This is a genomic window from Belnapia sp. (assembly GCF_059504005.1).
In genome coordinates, this window is record NZ_JCACHU010000169.1 from 16,023 (window position 1) to 35,676 (window position 19,654).

General features: G+C 72.2%; 20 protein-coding genes. 9 read left to right on the top strand and 11 right to left on the bottom strand.

Annotation, left to right across the window (positions count from 1 at the left end; genetic code table 11):
• Nucleotides 1-7: 7 nt before the first annotated feature.
• The 6 genes from AC5JJ1_RS27030 to ltnD all read right to left on the bottom strand — a co-directional run bounded on the left by AC5JJ1_RS27030 (nucleotide 8) and on the right by ltnD (nucleotide 4,579).
• Nucleotides 8-355, bottom strand: a complete 348-nt coding sequence (locus tag AC5JJ1_RS27030; RefSeq protein ID WP_495788226.1) for a flagellar biosynthesis regulator FlaF — start codon at nucleotides 353-355, stop codon at nucleotides 8-10.
• A 133-nt stretch (nucleotides 356-488) separates the two neighbouring features.
• Complete coding sequence (locus tag AC5JJ1_RS27035; protein WP_495788227.1) at nucleotides 489-1,322, bottom strand: flagellin; 834 nt, start codon at nucleotides 1,320-1,322, stop codon at nucleotides 489-491.
• A 105-nt stretch (nucleotides 1,323-1,427) separates the two neighbouring features.
• A complete protein-coding gene (locus tag AC5JJ1_RS27040; protein ID WP_495788228.1) occupies nucleotides 1,428-2,018 on the bottom strand; it encodes a hypothetical protein in 591 nt (196 codons plus the stop codon).
• A gap of 71 nt (nucleotides 2,019-2,089) precedes the next feature.
• A complete protein-coding gene (locus AC5JJ1_RS27045; protein WP_495788229.1) occupies nucleotides 2,090-3,271 on the bottom strand; it encodes a hypothetical protein in 1,182 nt (393 codons plus the stop codon).
• 109 nt (nucleotides 3,272-3,380) lie between these two features.
• Complete coding sequence (locus AC5JJ1_RS27050) at nucleotides 3,381-3,623, bottom strand: hypothetical protein (protein WP_495788230.1); 243 nt, start codon at nucleotides 3,621-3,623, stop codon at nucleotides 3,381-3,383.
• A 38-nt stretch (nucleotides 3,624-3,661) separates the two neighbouring features.
• The gene (gene ltnD / locus AC5JJ1_RS27055; RefSeq protein WP_495788231.1) at nucleotides 3,662-4,579 is read right to left on the bottom strand and encodes an L-threonate dehydrogenase; all 918 of its coding nucleotides are present in this window, start codon (nucleotides 4,577-4,579) and stop codon (nucleotides 3,662-3,664) included.
• 95 nt (nucleotides 4,580-4,674) lie between these two features.
• Between ltnD and AC5JJ1_RS27060 the strand changes: the two genes are divergently transcribed.
• A complete protein-coding gene (locus tag AC5JJ1_RS27060) occupies nucleotides 4,675-5,982 on the top strand; it encodes an NAD(P)H-dependent oxidoreductase (protein ID WP_495788232.1) in 1,308 nt (435 codons plus the stop codon).
• 70 nt (nucleotides 5,983-6,052) lie between these two features.
• Here the strand turns inward: AC5JJ1_RS27060 and AC5JJ1_RS27065 are convergent, their stop codons facing one another.
• From AC5JJ1_RS27065 to AC5JJ1_RS27075, 3 genes are read right to left on the bottom strand one after another with little or no spacing between them, the layout of a single operon-like run.
• Nucleotides 6,053-7,327, bottom strand: a complete 1,275-nt coding sequence (locus AC5JJ1_RS27065) for an MmgE/PrpD family protein (RefSeq protein WP_495788233.1) — start codon at nucleotides 7,325-7,327, stop codon at nucleotides 6,053-6,055.
• Between the two features lie 36 nt (nucleotides 7,328-7,363).
• A complete protein-coding gene (locus AC5JJ1_RS27070) occupies nucleotides 7,364-8,395 on the bottom strand; it encodes an L-idonate 5-dehydrogenase (protein ID WP_495788234.1) in 1,032 nt (343 codons plus the stop codon).
• Nucleotides 8,392-9,339: a 2-hydroxyacid dehydrogenase gene (locus tag AC5JJ1_RS27075; RefSeq protein WP_495788235.1), complete on the bottom strand. Its 948-nt coding sequence runs from the start codon at nucleotides 9,337-9,339 to the stop codon at nucleotides 8,392-8,394. The genes AC5JJ1_RS27070 and AC5JJ1_RS27075 overlap by 4 nt, the downstream gene beginning before the upstream one ends.
• A 47-nt stretch (nucleotides 9,340-9,386) precedes the next feature.
• On the opposite strand from AC5JJ1_RS27075, the gene AC5JJ1_RS27080 reads away from it, so the two are divergent.
• From AC5JJ1_RS27080 to AC5JJ1_RS27115, 8 genes are all read left to right on the top strand, one after another.
• Nucleotides 9,387-10,154 (top strand): SDR family oxidoreductase, encoded by a 768-nt coding sequence (locus AC5JJ1_RS27080; RefSeq protein WP_495788236.1) that lies wholly within the window; start codon nucleotides 9,387-9,389, stop codon nucleotides 10,152-10,154.
• Between the two features lie 100 nt (nucleotides 10,155-10,254).
• On the top strand, nucleotides 10,255-10,458 hold the full coding sequence (locus AC5JJ1_RS27085; RefSeq protein ID WP_495788237.1) for a hypothetical protein: 204 nt from the start codon (nucleotides 10,255-10,257) through the stop codon (nucleotides 10,456-10,458).
• 80 nt (nucleotides 10,459-10,538) lie between these two features.
• The gene (locus tag AC5JJ1_RS27090; RefSeq protein WP_495788238.1) at nucleotides 10,539-11,711 is read left to right on the top strand and encodes a thiolase family protein; all 1,173 of its coding nucleotides are present in this window, start codon (nucleotides 10,539-10,541) and stop codon (nucleotides 11,709-11,711) included.
• A 6-nt stretch (nucleotides 11,712-11,717) separates the two neighbouring features.
• The gene (locus AC5JJ1_RS27095) at nucleotides 11,718-12,116 is read left to right on the top strand and encodes a Zn-ribbon domain-containing OB-fold protein (RefSeq protein WP_495788239.1); all 399 of its coding nucleotides are present in this window, start codon (nucleotides 11,718-11,720) and stop codon (nucleotides 12,114-12,116) included.
• 56 nt (nucleotides 12,117-12,172) lie between these two features.
• Complete coding sequence (locus AC5JJ1_RS27100) at nucleotides 12,173-12,982, top strand: enoyl-CoA hydratase (RefSeq protein WP_495788240.1); 810 nt, start codon at nucleotides 12,173-12,175, stop codon at nucleotides 12,980-12,982.
• 13 nt (nucleotides 12,983-12,995) lie between these two features.
• A complete protein-coding gene (locus tag AC5JJ1_RS27105) occupies nucleotides 12,996-14,630 on the top strand; it encodes an acyl-CoA synthetase (protein WP_495788241.1) in 1,635 nt (544 codons plus the stop codon).
• Nucleotides 14,631-14,688: 58 nt separating this feature from the next.
• Nucleotides 14,689-16,020 (top strand): cache domain-containing protein, encoded by a 1,332-nt coding sequence (locus tag AC5JJ1_RS27110; RefSeq protein ID WP_495788242.1) that lies wholly within the window; start codon nucleotides 14,689-14,691, stop codon nucleotides 16,018-16,020.
• Between the two features lie 49 nt (nucleotides 16,021-16,069).
• Nucleotides 16,070-16,651, top strand: a complete 582-nt coding sequence (locus AC5JJ1_RS27115) for a malonic semialdehyde reductase (protein WP_495788243.1) — start codon at nucleotides 16,070-16,072, stop codon at nucleotides 16,649-16,651.
• 10 nt (nucleotides 16,652-16,661) lie between these two features.
• On the opposite strand, the gene AC5JJ1_RS27120 is transcribed toward AC5JJ1_RS27115, so the two are convergent.
• Nucleotides 16,662-17,948: an amidase gene (locus AC5JJ1_RS27120; RefSeq protein WP_495788244.1), complete on the bottom strand. Its 1,287-nt coding sequence runs from the start codon at nucleotides 17,946-17,948 to the stop codon at nucleotides 16,662-16,664.
• Nucleotides 17,949-18,198: 250 nt separating this feature from the next.
• Nucleotides 18,199-19,632 (bottom strand): DegQ family serine endoprotease, encoded by a 1,434-nt coding sequence (locus AC5JJ1_RS27125; RefSeq protein WP_495788245.1) that lies wholly within the window; start codon nucleotides 19,630-19,632, stop codon nucleotides 18,199-18,201.
• Nucleotides 19,633-19,654 lie beyond the last annotated feature (22 nt).

Consider the following 19,654-nt stretch of genomic DNA (forward strand, 5'->3'; position numbering starts at 1 on the left):
CCTCCCCTCAGCGCCAGAGGGCAGCGGCGAAGTGGTCGTTCATCTCGGCGACGAAGTCGAGGTCCGGCTGCTCCGCCCCGCATTCGCGCAGCACCGCCATGGCGACGCCGGCGATGCTGGCGCGCAGCTCGGCCGGCAGGGCGTTGGTCGGATCCATCACCGATGCCTGCACGGCATCCCAGAGCCGGCGGTTGTCGGCGACGGCGCGGGCGCGGGCGAGCGGGCCGCCATCGCGGCCTTCGCGGATGGCGCGGTTGGCGCGGGCGAAGACCTCCGCCTCCATCTGGCGCGTGGAGAGGCGGCGCCGATAGGCGGCGGCGCCGCGATTAGCCTGGGTCTCGGTCTCGGGGGTCATGCGCAGCACTCCTTCCTGGAGGGGTGCGCGGTCTCAGCCGATGGCCGGCTTCCTGCCGGCCCGGCCGCCGCCTGGCTTGGCCTTGCGAAGCGGGGTGGCGCCTAGGGGCTCCTTCGCCCTTCGGCGAGCCGCTTCAGCGGAACAGGCTCAGCAGCGTCTGCGGCGCCTGGTTGGCGATGGAGAGCGCCTGGGTGCCGAGCTGCTGGCGGATCTGCAGCGACTGCAGCGTCGCCGACTCCTTCGCCAGGTCGGCATCGACCAGCGCGCCGAGGCCGGTCTGCTGCGCGTCCATCTTCGCCTTGTTGTAGTTGATCTGGTTGTCGATGTAGCTGGTGTAGCTGCCGAAGCTGTTCAGCTGGCTGAGCGTATTGGTGATCGCCTTGTTCACCGCGCCGGTCTTGGTCAGCGCCGAGGAGGCGTCGCCCCGCGTCCAGGCATTGGCGCCGGAGACGGTGTTGAAGATGTTGGTGATCGCCTTGTAGCCGCTGAAGGTGTAGAGCTCGCCCGCGCCGTTGCGCACCACCTTGTTGGCGAGCGTGGTGGGGTCGTTCAGCACGTTGGTGCCGTTGTAGCTGGCGTCCTTGATGAAGGACTGGATGTTGCTCGTCAGCTCCTTCGCGCGCGACTGGTACTGCGTGCGTTGCTCGGCGGAGATGTTGGCATCGGCCAGCTTCACCGTCACCGCCTGCAGGCTCTGCAGCGCGTCGGAGACGTTCTTCAGGCTGGCGGAGGTCACCTCGAGCAGGCCTTTGGTGCCGCCCAGCTGCTCGTTGGCGGAGGCGGTTGCCGCGATCTCGCCGCGGACGCGCTCGGCCACGGCAAAGGCGGCGCCGTCATCCTTCGCGTCGGCGACGCGGTAGCCCGTCGAGATGCGCTTCTGCGTGGCTGCCAGCGCGTCGGAGGTCTTGTTCAAGGAGGCGAGCGCCACCTGGGCGCCGGCATTGGTGTGGACGGAGTTCAGCGGCATATGGGTTTTCCCTTTGGTCGCTGGCCCGGCTCGTCCGGGACCATGCGAGCAGTCTCCGCTCCGGAAGTGAAAAGGCGGTTAAGGCGCGAGGCGAAAACGCGCGCCTCATCCCGGGTCGAAGGCATGGGCGGCGAGGTCGATGGCGAGCATCGCCGGACCGGGCGCGGGCCTCGGCGTCAGGAGGGCGAGGGTGCCGGCGCTGCCGGCCAGCTCGTAGTGGCGCAGCAGCGGGCCGCGATAGGCGGCGCGGCTCCAGAAGTCATGCACGAGCACCAGCGCGCCGGGGGCGAGGCGCGGCAGGCCGGCCAGGGCGCAGGCGACGCGGAAGCGGCCATCGACGAGCACGCAGTCGACCTCGCCGGCGGCCTCCCAGGGGTCGCGCCAGTAAGCCGGCCAGCGGGGCAGGCTGGCGGCATCGCCGGGAAAGCCCCAGGGGCCGGTCGGGCCGATATCGACATGCAGCAGGCGCAGCCGCCCTTCCGCCATGGCGGCGGCATTGGCGGCGGCGACGCGCTCCAGCCAGGCGCGGTCGCTGTCGATGGAGAGCAGGCGGAGAAGGCCGGCGGCGAGCAGCAGCCCGGTGCTGCCGCCGCAGCCGAATTCCAGGCCGGCGCGCCGGTCGGCGACGGCGGCGAGCAGGGCCTGCTCCGCCGCCGTCATGGCGGGTTGCAGCCCGGTCTCGGGGATGGCGTTCACGCGGCGGCTCCGTTTTGGGGCGCCGCCACTCTGGCTCCGCAATGGTTAGCGAAGCGCGAAGATCGCGGGGCTCAGGCGAAAAGAATGTCGCCGGGCGCGAGCGCCGCGCTGCCGGGCAGGACGGCCGAGGCCGTCACCGGGGCATGGATGGTGCCGTCGGCGGCGAGCCCATGCGCATCGACCCAGATGGGCATGCCCTGGTCGTCATAGACGGCATGGCCCTGGCCGCTGCGGTCGGCGCCGGCGAGGCGGCCGTTGCCATGGCCGTAGAACAGCCGCGCATCGGCCGGCAGCGGCGCGGCGAAGTCGAGCTGTAGCGTGCCGGGGCCGGTGACGGTGGCGGCGGTCGCGGCGGCCCTCGCCCCCGTCGCCTCGCTGATCGCGGTCCAGCCGGTGCCGCGGGCGGCATCGGCATCGAGCGGGGCAAGGCCCTGCGCCGCGTCATGCGCGACGGTGAGGGCGAGCTGGCGGTCGCCGATGCGGCTGGCCTGCACCACCTGCGGGCCGAGGTCGTCGACCTGGCCGCCGGCGAGCGCCACGGGCGAGCCGGGCCTGGCATGCTCCGCCCAGTCCTGGGCGAGCGAGAGGGCGAGGCGCTCGCCGGTCTGCATCCCGTCCGCGTCCGACTGGTGCGGGCCGCCATAGTCGAGGGTGCCCCAATCCCCGTCGAGGTTGTTGAAGCTCATGTCGGTGTCGAGGGCGCGGGCGCCGATGCGGGCGTTGAAGGCCGGGTCGGCGGCCAGCTCCTCCATGCCGATGCGGATGGCCTGGTGGCCGGCGCCCGTCCCCTCGGAATAGGGGATGGCGCTGACGAAGTGATAGGCCAGCGCCCCCGCGTCCTGGCCGAAAGCGGCGCGGAGCAGGGTGGCCTCGCCGCGGACCGCACCCTCCCATTCCGCGGGCGTCAGGCCGGCGTCGCGGCTGTCATACTCGCTGTGGAACCAGACGACGGCGGTCGGCGCCGCCTTCTGCGCGGAGGGGAGGTTGCCGACATAGTTGAGCAGGCTCTGCTCCAGCTTGGCCTCGCTCCAGCCCTCGCCGTCGGTGTCCGGCTTCAGCCATTCGCCGAGCAGGGCGGTGCCGCTGAAGACGGTGTTCGCGCTGCGCCCGTGGGCGGAATATTCCAGGCTGACCTTGTCGCTGACGCCGTCGAAGCCAAGCAACTGCTCGACCCGGTCAATCATCGCCTGGGCGCTGCCATTGTACTCGCCCATGAGCTGGGCGTTGGACTGGCCCCGGAGCAGGACATTCAACTGCAATGCAATACCTCACGATGTACCCAATTCTGGGCTGGAACGGCCCGGATGGGTGTCGTGATGGATCAATACTGCCGCGGGTCCTACACGCGATGCAGTGAGCGATTCAGGGTTGCAGCGCGGCAGAGAGGATCGCTCGCGGCGCCGCCTCCCTGCCCTCCTCCATGCGGAACAGCAGCTCGGCCGAGACCCAGGACAGGACCAGGGCCAGCATGCCGGCGAGGCAGGCCTCCTGCAGCGGCCCGAGGCCGATCACGGTGATGCGGAGGCCGCCCGCCACGGGGCCGGGCTTGGGACGGCCCGGCGGCGGGGGGATGTGGTTCGGGTCCAGCGGGGCGATCGTTGGCATGCCCCGATGAGAACAAATCCCGAACCGTGAATCAAGGATTAATGTTCGCGAGGCGTTCCCTCACTTTCCTTCGGCAGGCGGATCCCGGTCAAGGCCTGATAGGCGCGGATGACGAAGGCATCGTCCTTGCCGCCATGCCCCTGCGCGCTCGCCGCGATGAAGAGCTGCTGCGCCTGGGCGGCGAGCGGCGCCGGGAAGGCCACCTCGCGGGCCAGCTGCGTCACCAGCCCGAGATCCTTGACGAAGATGTCGACGGCCGAGCGCGGCGCCTCGTCGCCCTCCAGCACATGCGGCATCCGGTTCTCGAACATCCAGGAATTGCCGGCCGCGTTGGTGACGACGTCGAACAGCGCCTGCGGCTCGATCCCCGACTTGATGCCGAGGGCCATCGCCTCCGCCGCCACGGCGATGTGCACGCCGGCGAGGAGCTGGTGCACCACCTTCATCGTGCTGCCGAGGCCGGGCGCCTCGCCGAGGGTCCAGACCTTCTTCGCCACGGCGGCGAAGATCGGCGCGGCCCTGGCCATCGCGGCCTGGCTGCCGGAGGCCATCACCGTCATCGCCCCGGCCCGCGCCCCGACCGCGCCGCCGGAGACCGGGGCATCGACATAGAGGAAGCCGAGCCCCTCGGCCCGGGCGGCGAGGCGGCGGGCACCCTCGGGCGCCATGGTGGAGGAGACGATGAGCACCGCGCCGGGCGCGAGGCGCGGGGCGGCGCCGTCGGGGCCGAACAGCGCCGCCTCGGCCTGCTGCGCGTTGACGACGAGGACGAGCACGGCCTCGGTCCCCTCCGGCAGCTCCGCGGCGCGGGCGGCGGGGGTGCCGCCGGCGGCGGCGAACTCTGCCCGCGCCGCCTCGCGCGGATCGACGCCGGCGACCTCCATCCCCCCCGCCTTCACCAGGTTGAGGGCGGCGCCCATGCCCATGCTGCCCAGACCAATGACCCCGACGCGCATGGCGCTGCCTCCCTCTCCGCTGCGGCGGCGAGGCTCGGGTGGCGCGCGGGCAGCGTCAAGCGCTAGCCTTCCCTCGACGAGGGAGAGGAACGGCCATGAACCTGCATGCCATGCTGCGCCGCCGGGCGGCGGAGGGGCGTCCCGTGACCGTCGGCGTCATCGGCGCCGGCAAATTCGGCTCCATGTTCCTGGCCATGGCGGTGCGGATGCCGGGCGTGCAGGTGGCCGGCATCGCCGACCTCTCCATCCCCCGCGCCCGCGATGCGCTGGCCCGGATCGGCTGGGAGGCGGAGCGCCATGCCGCGGCTTCGCTCGACGCCGCCCTGGCGACGGGGGGGACGCATCTCACCGAGGATGCGATGGCGCTGATGGCGGAGCCGCGCATCGAGGTCATCGTGGAGTGCACCGGCCATCCGGCCGCCGGCATCAGCCATGCGCTGGCGGCGATCGGGCATGGCAAGCACATCGTCATGGTGAATGTGGAGGCGGACGTCCTCGCCGGGCCGCTGCTCGCCGCCCGGGCGCGGCAGGCGGGCGTCGTCTATTCGCTGGCCTATGGCGACCAGCCGGCGCTGGTCTGCGAGCTGGTCGACACCATCCGCGCCATGGGCCTGCCCGTCACCGCCGCCGGCAAGGGGACCAAGTACCTCCCCGCCTATCACGACAGCACGCCGGAGACGGTCTGGGGCCATTACGGGCTGACGGAGGAGCAGGCGCGGCTCGGGGGGATGAACCCGCAGATGTTCAACTCCTTCCTCGACGGCACGAAGTCGGGGATCGAGATGGCGGCCATCGCCAATGCCACCGGCCTCGCCCCGCCCGAGGACGGGCTCCGCTTCCCGCCCTGCGGCACCCACGACCTGCCGCGCGTCTTCGCCGGGGCGGGGGGCGTGGTGGAGGTGATCTCCTCGCTCGAGCGGGACGGGCGCCCCGTGGTGGGCGACCTGCGCTGGGGCGTCTACGCCGTCTTCGAAGGAGAGACGGACTATATCCGCCGCTGCTTCTCGGAATACGGGGTGCATTGCGACCCCTCGGGCCGCTTCGCCGCGCTCTGGCGGCCCTATCACCTGATCGGGCTGGAGCTCGGCGTCAGCATTGCCTCGGCGGCGCTGCGGCGGGAGCCGACGGGGGCGCCGGAGGCCTGGCGCGGTGATGTCGTGGCGACGGCCAAGCGCGACCTGGCGGAGGGCGAGGTGCTGGATGGCGAGGGCGGCGCCATGGTCTGGGGGAAGTGCCTGCCGGCGCAGCGCTCGCTGTCGCTCGGCGCGCTGCCGATCGGGCTTGCGCATGGGGTGCGGCTCAGGCGGGCGGTGGCGCGCGGCACCGTCGTCGGCTGGGCGGATGTCGCGGTCGACGAGGCGAGCGAGGCCGTCAGGATCCGGCGGGAGATGGAGGCGATGTAGAGCCGGGGAAGGCGCTGCCTTTTCCGGACCGCATCCGCCGGGCCGGAACCCGGCCTGGACCGGTCCGAGTTCAGGCCTGGAATGCCTCGAAGAGCGTCGAGGCGTTCGGGATGCGGTCGGGGTGGCGGGCCATGGCCCACATCCCCTCCCAGCGCGCGCCATGGGTCGGCTCGACGCTGCGACGGAATTTCTCCCGCAAGGCCGATTCCGGCAGGGGCCGGTCGGGGTCGCCGGGCGTGCCGCAGACGACCCGTTCGCGGACGCTGCCATCCGCCATGCGCAGCGTCAGGCGGCAGAGCCGCTCGGCCGGCAGCCGCGCCGTGTAGGATGGGTCCTCGGTGACGCTGACCTTCGCCGCCAGCGCCCGCGTCGCCGGATCGGCGATGGCCTCGGCCGAGAAGGCGTCGATCCAGGCATGGCTGCGGAGGAGCCGCGTCGCCACCGTGAAGGGGATGGAGAAGCGTCCGGCGATCGGCGCTGCGGGCGTGCGCTCCGCCAGCAGCGCGGCCGAGGCGAAGGTGGCGACGTCGATCGCCGCCACCCAGCCGGGATCGATGCCGCTCTCGGCCAGCAGCAGCTCCACGGCCTCCAGCGCCCCCTGCGTCTCGCGGCAGCAACTCGCCTGCTTGAGGAAGCTCTCGAGGATGAACCAGCGCCCCTCCGCGGCCGCATGCGCAGCCTCGTCGAAGGACGAGCCGATGACCTGGCCGAAGACCACGGGAATGCCGCCCGGCTCGCCGGTGACCCCGGTCTCCAGCAGGTCCACGGCCAGCACGCCGTTCTGCGCCGCCGCTCCGGCATAGGCGTTGCGCACCGAGCCGCCGCGGAGCGAGGCCGTGGCGCTCGTCGCCAGGCCGAGGCTTGCCGCCAGGTCGAGCGCCGCCCGCGTCCGGGCGGCATTGTAGCCGCGCAGGCTGGCGACGGCCGCCGCCGCGCCGATCACGCCCCAGGTGCCATGCGGGTGCGCTGCCGGCCGCAGCCGCATGGCATGGCCGACCCGGGAGCCTGCCTCGTAGCCAGCGATGACGGCGGCGAGCAGCGCCTCGCCCGAGGCGTCGCGCGCCGCCGCCTCGGCCAGGGCCGGCGCCACGGCATGGATCGCCGGGTGGCCGCCGGCCGCGTAGTTGCCCTCGTCCAGCTCCACCGCCGTCCCGGCGAAGCCGGTGAGGAAGGCCGCCATCGGCACCGGCGCGGCGAGGCGCGTCCCCAGCAGCGGCACGCCCCCCGTCGCATGCCGCGCGGCCATCGCCCGCACCTCCGGCTGCGCCTGGCCGGCGAGGATGGCGCCGAGCGTGTCGGCAAGGATCAGCCCGGCATGGGCGCGGACATGGTCGGGGATGGGCATGGGGGCGGTCCTTGGGGTACCGGGTCCTGATGAGGTTCAGAAGGCGAGCTGCACCTTCATCGCCCGGCTCCTGTCGGCTGCCAGCTCGAAGGCGGCGACGGCATCGGCCATCGGCATGGTCGCGGTCAGCAACGGCGTCGGGTCGATGGCGCCGCGGGCGAGCACGTCCACCGCCAGGGCGAATTCCTCGTGGAAGCGGAAGGTGCCGCGCAGCGAGACCTCCTTCGCCACCAGCGCCGAGAGCGGCAGGCCGACATCGCCGCCGAGGCCGAGCTGGACGATGACCGCGCCCGGCCGCGCAGCATGGATCGCCGAGGCCAGCGCCGGCCCGCTGCCCGAGGCCTCGAACACCACGTCGAAATGCCCCTTGTCGAGCGTGTAGGGCAGCAGCCCGTCCGGATCCTCGCTCATCGACAGCGTCCGGTCGGCGCCCATGCGCCGCGCGGTCATCAGCGGCGTGGAGTGCAGGTCGGTGACGACCACCTCCCGCGCCCCGGCATGGCGCGCGACGGCGATGGCGAGGTTGCCGATCGGCCCCGCGCCGGTGACGAGGACGCGGGCGCCGAGCATCGGCCCGGCCTGACGGGCGGCATGCAGGCAGACTGCCAGCGGCTCGGCGAAGGCGGCGAGTTCGGGCGTCATCCCCTCCGGCAGGGGAACGGCGCGGGCGGCCTCGCAGACCAGGCGCTCGGAGAAGCCGCCCTGGACATGCGGCATGCGCATCGCACTGCCGTAGAAGCGCATCTCGAGGCAGTGGTTCGGGCGCCCGGCGAGGCATTGGCGGCAGGCGCCGCAGGGCAGGCTGGGATTGACCGCCACGGCCTGGCCGGGCGAGAGGCCGGAGACCCCCTCCCCCAGCGCCTCGACCACCCCGGCGATCTCGTGCCCGAGCACCATCGGCTCCCGCAGCCGGACGGCGCCGAAGCCGCCATGCAGGTAGTAGTGCAGGTCGGAGCCGCAGATGCCACCCGCCTTGATGCGGATGGCGACCTCGCCGGGGCCTGGCGCGTCGGCGGCGCGCTCCTCGACGCGGAGGTCGCGCGGGGCGTGGATGACGACGGATTTCATGGCCTGATCTCCGTCGGCAGGGGCTGGCCGGCGAAATGCGCGGCCAGGTTCTGCTGCATCAGGGCGCCCATGGCGCGGCGCGTCTCCTCCGTGCCGCTCGCCGCATGGGGCGCGAGGACGACATGGGCAAAGGTGGCGAAGTCCGCATGGATGTCGGGCTCGTTCCAGAAGACATCGAGGCCCGCCATGGCGATGCGCCGGCTGCGCAGCGCATCCAGCAGCGCCGCCTCGTCCACCACCGAGCCGCGGCTGACATTGACGAAGATGGCGCCTGGGCGGAGCGCCTCGATCGCCGCGCGGTCGATCAGGCCCTGCGTCGTCGGCCCGCCCATGGCGCAGCAGACCATGATGTCGACCTCGGGCGCGAGCGCGGCCGGGCTCGGGTAGTAGGCATACGGCACCCCCGGCTTCGGGCTGCGGCCGCTGTAGCTGATCGCCATGCCGAAGCCCTCGGCCCGCTTCGCCACCGCCGAGCCGATCCGCCCGAGGCCGACGATGCCGAGGCGCTTGCCCCAGACGCGGGTGGTGAGCGGCATGGAGCCCTCCCGCGCCCAGCGGCCCTCCCGCACCCAGGCATCGGCGAAGGGAATGCGCCGGGCGGCGGCGAGCAGCAGGGCGAGGGCCAGGTCGGCCACGTCCTCGGTCAGCACGTCGGGCGTGTTGGTGACGGGGATCCCTCGCCGGGCGCAGTAGGCGCGGTCGATGGCGTCCACCCCGACGCCGTAGCAGGCGACGATCTCGAGCCGCGGCAGCCGGTCCATCAGGGCAGCGGAGGCGCCGATCTCGCCCTTGGTGACGATGCCGCGGATGGCGGGGCCGTGCTCGGCGACGAAGGCGGCCTCGTCCGGCGCCTCGTAGAGCAGGCGGAGGGTGTAGCGCTCCGCCATCGAGGCGAGATCCCAGTCGGGAAGGACGCCCATGACGAGAAGCTCCGGCTTGTCCAACTACGCCTCCGCTGCGACTGTCCGCACCGGTGTTAGGGGATGGGACCATGTCGCTCAAGCTCTTCGACCTCACCGGACGCCGTGCCCTCGTCACCGGATCGAGCCAGGGGATCGGCCTGGCCCTCGCCCGGGGCGTGGCGCAGGCGGGTGCGGCGGTGGTGCTGAACGGGCGGGACGGCGCGAAGCTGGAGCGGGCGGCGGCCCAGCTCGTGGCGGAGGGGCTGAGGGCGGAGATCGCCGCCTTCGACGTGACCGATCCGACGGCGGTGGAGGCGGGCGTCGGACGCATCGAGGCGGGGATCGGCCCGATCGACATCCTCTTCAACAATGCGGGGGTCAACCTGCGCGGCCCGCTCGACGAGATGCCGGACGAGACCTGGCGGGCGGTGATGGCCACCAATCTCGACAGCGCCTTCTACTGCGCCCGCGCGGTGGCGAAGCGGATGATCCCGCGTGGCCGGGGCAAGATCGTCAACACCTGCTCGGTGATGAGCATGCTCGGGCGGCCTGGTACTGGCCCCTACACGGCGACCAAGGGGGCGCTCGGGATGCTGACCAAGGCGATGTGCGCCGATTGGGCGCGGCACGGCATCCAGGCCAACGGCATCGCGCCGGGCTATTTCAGCACCGAGCTGACGGCGCCGCTGCGCGCCGACCGCGAGTTCAACGACTGGCTCTGCAAGCGCACGCCGGCCGGCCGCTGGGGCGAGCTGCCGGAGCTGGTGGGGGCGGCGATCTTCCTCGCCTCCGACGCCTCGGCCTATGTGAACGGGCACCTGCTCTATGTCGATGGCGGGCTGACGAGCGTGGTGTGACAGCAGGCTGGGGCTCACGATGCAAGGCAGGAACGAGCAGGCTGCCCTGCCTTGCACTCCTTGCCGCGTCGGCGTCCCTACCAAGCCTCGTCCTCCTCTCGTGGCAGGCGGAGGCGCAGCGACCCAACATCATCGGGCGCGGCAAGCGGCGCATCGCGGCGTCGCCGGCGCGCCGCCCTTCGGCATGGTGGATGCGGCGGGCCACGCGCTCGGCCACGACCCCGATGTCTCCAAGCCGCTGGCGGAGATCTCCTCGCTCACCCCGCCGCCGCGCATCCAGGCGCCCGGGCCCCGGCCGAAATAGGCCCCTCCCCGCTTGACGGCGCGGCGGGTTGGGGGAACCCTTCGCTTGCTATCGATCGAAGAGGGAGGGCGGCCAGCCCCATGAGCATCAACGGCAAGGCCTATATCGTCGGGGCCTTCGAGCACCCGACGCGCAAGGCCGACGACAAGTCCGTGGCGCAGCTCCATGCCGAGGTCGCCTACGGCGCCCTGCAGGATGCCGGCCTCACCAAGGACGACGTCGACGGCTTCTTCTGCACCGGCGCCGCGCCCGGCCTCGGCCCGCTGAACATGGCGGACTATCTCGGCCTCACCAAGCTGCGGCATTTCGACAGCACGGATGTCGGCGGTTCCTCCTATGTCATGCATGTCGGGCATGCGGCGGAGGCGATCTCGATGGGCCTCTGCGACATCGCCCTCGTCACCCTCGCCGGACGGCCGCGGGCGGAGGCGATGGCGACCGGCACGGCGCCGCGCAGCTGGGGCGTCAACGTCCCCGACGATCCGTTCGAGATCCCCTACGGCCGCACCGTCGCCAATGCCTATGCGATGTGCGCCATGCGGCACATGTACGAGTTCGGCACCACCTCGGAGCAGCTCGCCTGGATCAAGGTGGCGGCGAGCCACCATGCCCAGTGGAACGAGCATGCGATGCTCAGGAAGGTCGTGACCGTCGAGGATGTGGTCAACTCCCCGATGGTCTCCGACCCGCTGCACCGGCTCGACTGCTGCGTCATCTCCGATGGCGGCGGCGCGCTGATCATCACCAAGCCGGAGATCGCCCGCTCGCTGAAGCGGCCCTTGGTGAAGGTGCGCGGCCATGGCGAGGCGACTAAGAACCAGAATGCGGGCTATACCGACCTGACCTATTCCGGCGCCCGCTGGTCTGGCCCGCGCGCCTTCGAGGAGGCGGGCGTGCGGCCTGCGGACATCCAGTACGCCTCGATCTATGACAGCTTCACCATCACCGTGCTGATGCAGCTGGAGGATCTCGGCTTCTGCGAGAAGGGCCAGGGCGGCAAGTTCGTCGCCGACGGCAACCTGATCTCGGGCGTCGGCAAGCTGCCCTTCAACACCGATGGCGGCGGGCTCTGCAACAACCACCCGGCGAACCGCGGCGGCATGACCAAGGTGATCGAGGCGGTGCGCCAGCTCCGCGGCGAGGCCCACCCCAAGGTCCAGGTCCCCGGCTGCACGCTTGCGCTGGCGCATGGCACGGGCGGGCTGCTCGGCACCCGCCATGGCAGCGCCACCGTCATCCTCGAGCGGGAGTAATCACCCATGGCAACCCCTGCCTCCAACCGCGCCCTCCCCGCCATCGCGGTGGACCCGACCAACAAGCCCTATTTCGACGCCGCCCGCGAGGGCCGCATGCTGATCGGGCTCTGCAAGGACACCGGCAAGCATTTCTGGTACCCGCGCGGCTGCTCGCCCTTCACCCTCTCGAACAATGTCGAGCTGGTGGAGGCCAAGGGCACCGGCACCGTCTATACCTTCACGGTGATGCGGACGAAGGAGCCCTATTGCGTCGCCTATGTCGAGCTGGACGAGGGCATCCGCGTCTTCACCAACATCGTCGATTGCGACCTGGACGAGGTGAAGATCGGCCAGAAGGTGAAGGTGGTGTTCAAGCCGACCACGGGCGACAGCCCGCCGGCGACCATGTTCACCCCCGCCTAGCCCTTGCCGGCGCTGCCCTCCCAGGCAATATCCCCACCATTGTCAGGGAGGCAGCGATGGCTCAAGCGGGTGACAACACCCCCCCGGTGGCGCGGCGCGACGAGGGTGCCGTCGCCATCGTCACCCTCGACCGGCCAGCGGCGCGCAACAGCCTCTCCCGCGCCATGCTGGCAGCGCTGCAGTCGACGCTGGACGAGGTGGCGGCGGAGGATGGTGTCCGCTGCGTGGTCCTCACCGCCGAGGGGCCGGCCTTCTCCGCCGGGCATGACCTGAAGGAGATCGCCGCCCGCCGCGCCGATCCGGATGGCGGCGCCGGCTTCTTCGCCGAGACCATGGATGCCTGCGCCGCGGTGATGCAGCGCGTCGTCACGCTGCCGCAGCCGGTGATCGCGGCGGTGGAGGGCATCGCCACCGCCGCCGGTTGCCAGCTCGCCGCAAGCTGCGACCTGGTGGTGGCCGCGGCCTCGGCCAAATTCTGCACGCCGGGGGTCGATATCGGCCTCTTCTGCTCGACGCCAGGCGTGGCGCTGGCGCGCGCGGTGCCGCGCAAGTCGGCGATGGAGATGCTGCTGCTCGGCGAGATGGTCCCGGCGGAGGAGGCGCATCGCATGGGCCTCGTCAACCGCGTCGTCGAGCCGGGCATGGCGCTGCCCGTGGCGCTGGAGCTGGCCCAGCGCATCGCCGCCCGTTCGGCGGTCGCGGTGCGGATGGGCAAGCGCGGCTTCAACGCCCAGGCCGGGCTGCCGCTCGCCGAGGCCTATGCGGCGGCCGGCCGGGTGATGGTGGAGAACCTGCTGGCCGAGGACGCGGCGGAGGGCATCGGCGCCTTCCTCGGCAAGCGCCGGCCGGAATGGGGGCATCGCTGAGGGAGGACGGGCCATGGCCGCCGAGGATTTCGACACGGGGCTGGAGCGCCGCGCCGCCAACCACCAGCCGCTGACGCCGCTGCTCTTCCTCGAGCGCGCGGCCGCGACCTTCCCCGACCATGTCGCCGTGGTGCATGGCGCGTTGCGGCGGCCCTACCGCGCGCTCCGCGAGCGCTGCGTGCGGCTGGCCTCGGCGCTCGCCGCCCGCGGCATCGGCCGCGGCGACACGGTCGCGGCGCTGCTGCCCAACATCCCGTCCATGGTCGAGGCGCATTACGGCGTGCCGATGGCGGGCGCCGTGCTCAACACCATCAACACGAGGCTCGATGCCGACACCATCGGCTATATCCTGGCCCATGGCGAGGCGAAGGCGATCCTCGTCGACCGCGAATTCGCCCCCGTGCTGCGCGCCGCGCTCGCCATCAGCGGCGCCTCCCCCCTCGTCATCGAGGTCGACGATCCGGAGGCGCCCGAGGCTGCGCGCGCCGGGACCCTCGGTGGCCTCGATTACGAGGCGCTGCTGGCCGAGGGCGATCCTGCATTCGCCTGGCCCATGCCGGCCGATGAGTGGGATGCGATCGCGCTGAACTACACCTCCGGCACGACGGGGAGGCCCAAGGGCGTCGTCTACCACCATCGCGGCGCGCAGCTCCTCGCCACCGGCAACGTGCTCTCGGCGAGCATGGCGCGGCATCCGGTCTATCTCTGGACCCTGCCGATGTTCCACTGCAACGGCTGGTGCTTTCCCTGGACGGTCTGCGCCGTCGCCGGCACGCATGTCTGCCTCCGCGTCGTTCGCGGCCCGGCCATGTGGGCGCTGATGGCGGAGCATGGCGTGACGCATATGTGCGGCGCCCCGGTCGTCATGGCGACGCTGCTCGACACGCCGGAGGCGGAGAAGCGCCCCCTCCCTCACCAGGTGCAGTTCGTCACCGCCGGCGCGCCGCCGCCCGAGGCGGTGCTCGGCCGCATGCGCGAGGCGGGCTTCGCCGTGCTGCATGTCTACGGCCTGACGGAATGCTACGGCCCCGCCGTCGTCAACGAGTGGAACCGCGCCTGGGATACGTTGCCGCCGCCCGAGCAGGCGCGGCTGATGGCGCGGCAGGGCGTGCGCTACCTAGCGCTCGAATCCCTCGAGGTCCTCGACCCGGTGACGATGCGGCCCGTTCCCGCCGACGGCACGACCATGGGCGAGGTGATGATGCGCGGCAACGTCGTGATGAAGGGCTATTTCAAGGATCGCGCCGCGACCGAGGCCGCCTTCGCCGGCGGCTGGTTTCATACCGGCGACCTCGCCGTGCGCTACCCGGACGGCTATGTCCAGCTTCGCGATCGCTCCAAGGACATCATCATCTCGGGCGGCGAGAACATCTCCTCGATCGAGGTGGAGGATGCGCTCTACAAGCACCCGGCCGTTGCCCTCGCCGCCGTCGTCGCCCGGCCCGACGACAAATGGGGCGAGGTGCCCTGCGCCTTCGTCGAGCTGAAGCCGGGGATGACGGCCAGCGAGGCGGAGCTGATCGCCCATTGCCGCGAGCGCCTGGCCGGCTTCAAGGCGCCGAAATCCGTCGTCTTCGCCGAGCTGCCGCGGACCAGCACGGGCAAGATCCAGAAGCACGTCCTGCGCGGGCAGGTTCGCCCCGCGTGACAACCGGGCGTTAACCCGGGCGCGTCAGGCTGGGGCGGATTGAACGCAAGGTTCCGCCATGGATGGGATGAACGTCACCGAGGAGGCCGCCACGCCCGAGCGCGTCCTGGCGCTCGCCGAACGGGCGGAGGCGCTGGCCGCCGGCAAGGTCCGGGCGATCCAGGCCATCACCGGGCAGACGCGCATCCTGGCGCTGAACGCCACCATCGAGGCCGCGCGCGCCGGCGAGCATGGCCGCGGCTTCGGCGTCGTCGCCGGGGAGGTGAAGTCCGTCGCCGCCGAGGTCGCTCGCCTCGCCGCCGAGATGGATGGCGAGCTGCGCGGCGCCTTCGCCGCCCTCCGCCGCATCGGCGCCCGCATGGCGGAGGAGGTCGGCGGGCAGCGGCTGGTCGGGCTGGCGCTGAACGCCATCGAGCTCATCGACCGCAACCTTTACGAGCGCAGCTGCGACGTCCGCTGGTGGGCAACCGACGCCGCCCTGGTCGAGGCCGCCGCCGACCCGGCGCCGGAGCGCCTGGCCCATGCCGAGCGGCGGCTCGGCGTCATCCTCTCGGCATATACGGTCTATCTCGACCTCTGGCTCTGCGACCTCTCCGGCCGCGTCATCGCCCATGGGCGGCCCGACCGGTATGCCGGGGTCCGCGGGCATGATGCGGGTGCCGCGCCCTGGTTCCGCGCGGCGCTCGAGACGGCGAGCGGCGAGGATTATGCGGTCGCGGACATCGCCCGCTGCGGCCCGCTCGAGGATGCGCCGGTCGCCACCTATGCCACGGCGGTGCCGGAGGGCGGCGCGACCCACGGCCGGCCGGTCGGCGTGCTCGGCATCCATTTCGACTGGGCCCCGCAGGCCGAGGCGGTGGTGCGGGGGATCCGCCTCGCGCCGGGGGAGCGGGCCCGCACCCGCGTGCTGCTGCTAAATGCCGCGGGGCGGGTCCTTGCGGCCTCCTCGGGCGGCGGGGTGCTGGCCGAGACCCTTCGCCTCGAGCATGACGGGCGCCACTCCGGCAGCTACCGGGATGCGCAGGGGCGCGTCATCGGCTTTCATCGGACGCCCGGCTACGAGACCTATGAGGGGCTCGGCTGGTACGGGGCCTTGGTCCAGGACCCCGGCAAGAGCGAACTCCGCCAGGTGGAATCACCCGTTCGGAGTAATTCGCTCGATTGGACAACAAGTTCGAGCGGGTTCCGTGAGCCGATGCGGACGGAACCCGCTCCGGGGCAAGGCCGGCGCGCCGGTCAGCGGCCCGAAGCGGAGCTGCGCCGACGCCAAGCCGGCGAGGAACGGGCAGTGACCGATGCCGCGCAAGGCCAGGACGGGCGTGATGCGCCGCCTGGGGAGGCCATCTCCTGGGATGCCTGCACCCTCGCCCGCTGCCGCCCCGGCGGATGACCCGGCCTGCGCGGCAGGCTATGAGGGCACGGCCACGGAGACCGAAGCGATGCCCGACCAAGCCGCCATCGACGCGCTGTTCCTTCAGGCGCGCAGCCAGAACAAGTGGACCGAGGAGCCCGTCTCCGAGGCGCAGCTGCGGCAGATCTACGACATCCTGAAGATGGGCTCGACCTCGGCCAACTGCTCGCCGGCGCGCTTCGTCTTCGTCACCACGCAGGAGGGCAAGGAGCGGCTGGCCCCCTGCCTCTCCTCCGGCAACCTCGCCAAGACGATGAGCGCGCCGGTCTGCGCCATCGTCGCGCAGGACATGGAATTCTACGAGAAGCTGCCGCAGCTCTTCCCGCATGCCGATGCGCGCTCCTGGTTCACCTCGAGCCCGGAGCTGGCGGCGGAGACGGCCTTCCGCAACGCGACCTTGCAGGGCGCCTACCTGATGATGGCGGCGAAGCTGGTCGGCCTCGATGTCGGCGCCATGTCAGGCTTCGACAAGGCGAAGTGCGACGAGGCCTTCTTCGCCGGCACCAAGGTGAAGTCGAACTTCCTCGTCAATATCGGCCATGGCGACCCGAGCGGCGTCTTCGGCCGCCTGCCGCGCCTGGCCTTCGAGGAGGCGTGCAGGATCGCTTGAGCCGCCGGACTCAGCGCTGGTCGATCGCCGGGCCGGCCAGCGCCGCCACCTCCAGCAGCGCGGCGTCGCCGAAGCGCGGCCCGACGAGCTGCACCCCGACCGGCGCCCCATGCGGCCCCGTCGTGCAGGGGATGGCGATGCAGGGCACGTGCAGCAGCGTCCACATGCTGTTGAAGACCGGGTTGCCGGTATCCTGCCGGCCGAGCGGCGCCTCGTCGACGGCGGCCGGCGTCAGCACCGCGTCGAAGCGCGGGAAGAGCGCGTCGAAGAGCTTCCGGCAGTCGGCCGCCAGGTCGTAGGCGCCGGCCAGCTGCGCCGCGCTGATGCCGGCGAAATTCTCGACGCGATCGCGGAAGTCGGCATGCAGCCTGCCATGCGCCGTGACATATTCCTGCAGGAAGGCGCCGCGCGCCTCGCCGAACAGCACCACGCGCTGCGCCTCGGTGATGCCCTCGAAGGGCTGCGGCAGCGCCAGCATCTCGACCGCGGCGCCCACCGCCTCCAGCCGCCGCCCCGCAAGCTCCAGCGCCGCCCGGGTCGCCGGCGCCGCCAGGTGCCAGTTCGGCCCCCCACACAGGCCGATCCGCAGCTCGCGCAGCTCCTTCCCCAGCGGCCGGTCGAGGTCAAAGAGGCGGAAGGCCTCCGCCACCAGCCGCAAATCCTCGGGCGCCCTGCCGTACCAGCCGATCGTGTCGAGCGTGTGCGAGTAGCGCTTGGCGCCCTCGGTGCTCACCACCCCATGCGTTGGCTTCAACGCATAGACGCCGCAGAAGGAGGCCGGGCGGATGATGCTGCCCCCGGTCTGGGTCCCGAAGGCAAGCGGCACCATGCCGTCGGCGACCGCGGCCGCCGAGCCGGAGGAGGAGCCGCCCGGCGTCCGCGCCTGGTCAAGCGGGTTGCGGGTCAGCGCCCGGCGGCCGGCGGCGGCGAATTCCACCGTATCGGTCTTGCCGAGGACCACGGCGCCCTCGCCGCGGGCGACGCCGACGCAGGCCGCATCCCGCCCGTGCCGCAGCCCCTGGTAGATCGGCGAGTTGTAGGTGGTCGGCATGTCGGCCGTCTCGATCATGTCCTTCACGCCGACCGGCAGGCCGTGCAGCGCGCCCATGGTGTAGGTCTTGTCCACCTCGCGGGCGCTGGCGATGGCGAGCAGCGGGTCGAGGAAGGACCAGGCCTTCACCACCGGCTCCCGCTCGGCGATGCGCTCGAGGCAGGAGCGCGTCAGCGCCTCGGCGGTGAGGCGGCCTTCGCGGAGCTTCGCGGCGGCGGCGGCGGCGGTGAGCTGCCAGGGTTCCATGCCTCTCTCCCCTCGGCCGCAGGCCCGGAGGGGGCAGCGGCGCCTCGAACATGTCGGAGGGCCCCGCCATGCGCGCCCGGCGCCGCGACGTCAATCCGCGGCGGACAGGGGCGACTGTATGCAATCGACGTGCCGGAAGGTGGCACGGCCGCCACGGCAAGCCGAAGCGGCGCCCAGGTGCCGAAGCCACCGGGCGCCGCCCCGCCACGCCCCGTCACCGGCCCGAGGCACCGGTGACGGGGCGCCGTCCTCAGCCCGCCTTTAGCGGCAGGGCGACGAAGGCCCGGCCTCCCTCGCGCTCGATCTGCAGCGCGATGGCCGGCTTGCTGTCGCGCCGCGCGGCGCCGACGGCCTCCGCCACGTCGCGCGGCGCGTTCACCGCCCGCCCCCCGGCGCGGAGGATGACATCGCCCGGTTGGAGGCCCTGGGCCGCAGCCACGCTGTCCGGCTCCACCGCGGCGACCAACGCGCCCTGCCCGCCGCGGTCATGCGGCGCCAGCGCCAGGCCGAGATTGGCCGGGGACTGCGACTGGCCGGGCCCGCCCTTCGCCTCCTGCTGGTCGGGAAGGCTGGCCAGCGTCACCCGCTGCTCCACCGACTTGCCGTCGCGCAGCAGGGCGAGGGTGACGGTGGCGCCCGGCTTCTGCTCGCCGACCGCCTCAGCCAGGTCCCGCGGCACGGCGACCGCATGGCCGTTCACGCCGGTGACGACGTCGCCCGACTGCAGCCCGGCCTTGGCCGCAGGCCCGTCCGGCTCCACCGCGCCGATCAGCGCGCCCTTGCTGTCCGGCAGGCCGAGCGCGCTCGCTAGCGTCGGGTCGATCCGCTGCATGGAGACGCCGAGCCAGCCGCGCTCCACCCGCCCATGCTCCTTCAGCTGGGTGATGACCGACTGCGCCAGCGAGGAGGGGATGGCGAAGCCGATACCGATATTGCCGCCGGAGGGGGAGAAGATCGCCGAATTGACGCCCACCACCTGGCCCTGCGCGTTGAACAGCGGCCCGCCGGAGTTGCCGGGGTTGATCGAGGCGTCGGTCTGGATGAAGTCGTCATAGGGCCCGGCGCCGATCTGCCGCCCGCGCGCCGAGACGATGCCCGCCGTCGCCGTGCCGCCCAGGCCGAAGGGGTTGCCCATGGCCAGCACCCATTCGCCGACGCGCAGCTGGTCGCTGTCGCCGAAGGCGACGGTCGGCAGGGTGCCGCCGGCATCGATCTTGATGAGGGCGAGGTCGGTCTTCGGGTCGGTGCCGACCACGCGGGCCGGCAGCTGCCGGCCATCCGCCAGCTCCACCTTCACCGAATCCGCCTGGCCGACGACATGGTTGTTGGTCACGACAAAGCCGGCCGGGTCGATGATGAAGCCGCTGCCCTGGCCCATGACCCGCCGCTCGGCCGGGCCCTGGCGCTGCTGGAAGAAGCGCTCGAAGGGCGTGCCGCGCAGCTCGGGCGGCGTCTGCACCGGCGTCGCCTCGGTATGGCCGGTGATGCTGATGCGCACGACCGCCGGCGCCACCCGCGCGGCGAGGTCGGCGAAGTCGGGGCCGACCGGGCGCGGCAGGGCGACGGCCGTCGCCGGCTGGTTGGCGGATTGGGCGGTCGCCTGGGGCGTGAAGGGCGTCAGCGCCGTGGTGCCGAGGGCCAGCGCCAGGGCGCCTCCGGCCATGATCTTGGTGATGCGGGACATCGATGGAGGCTCCTCTTCAGGG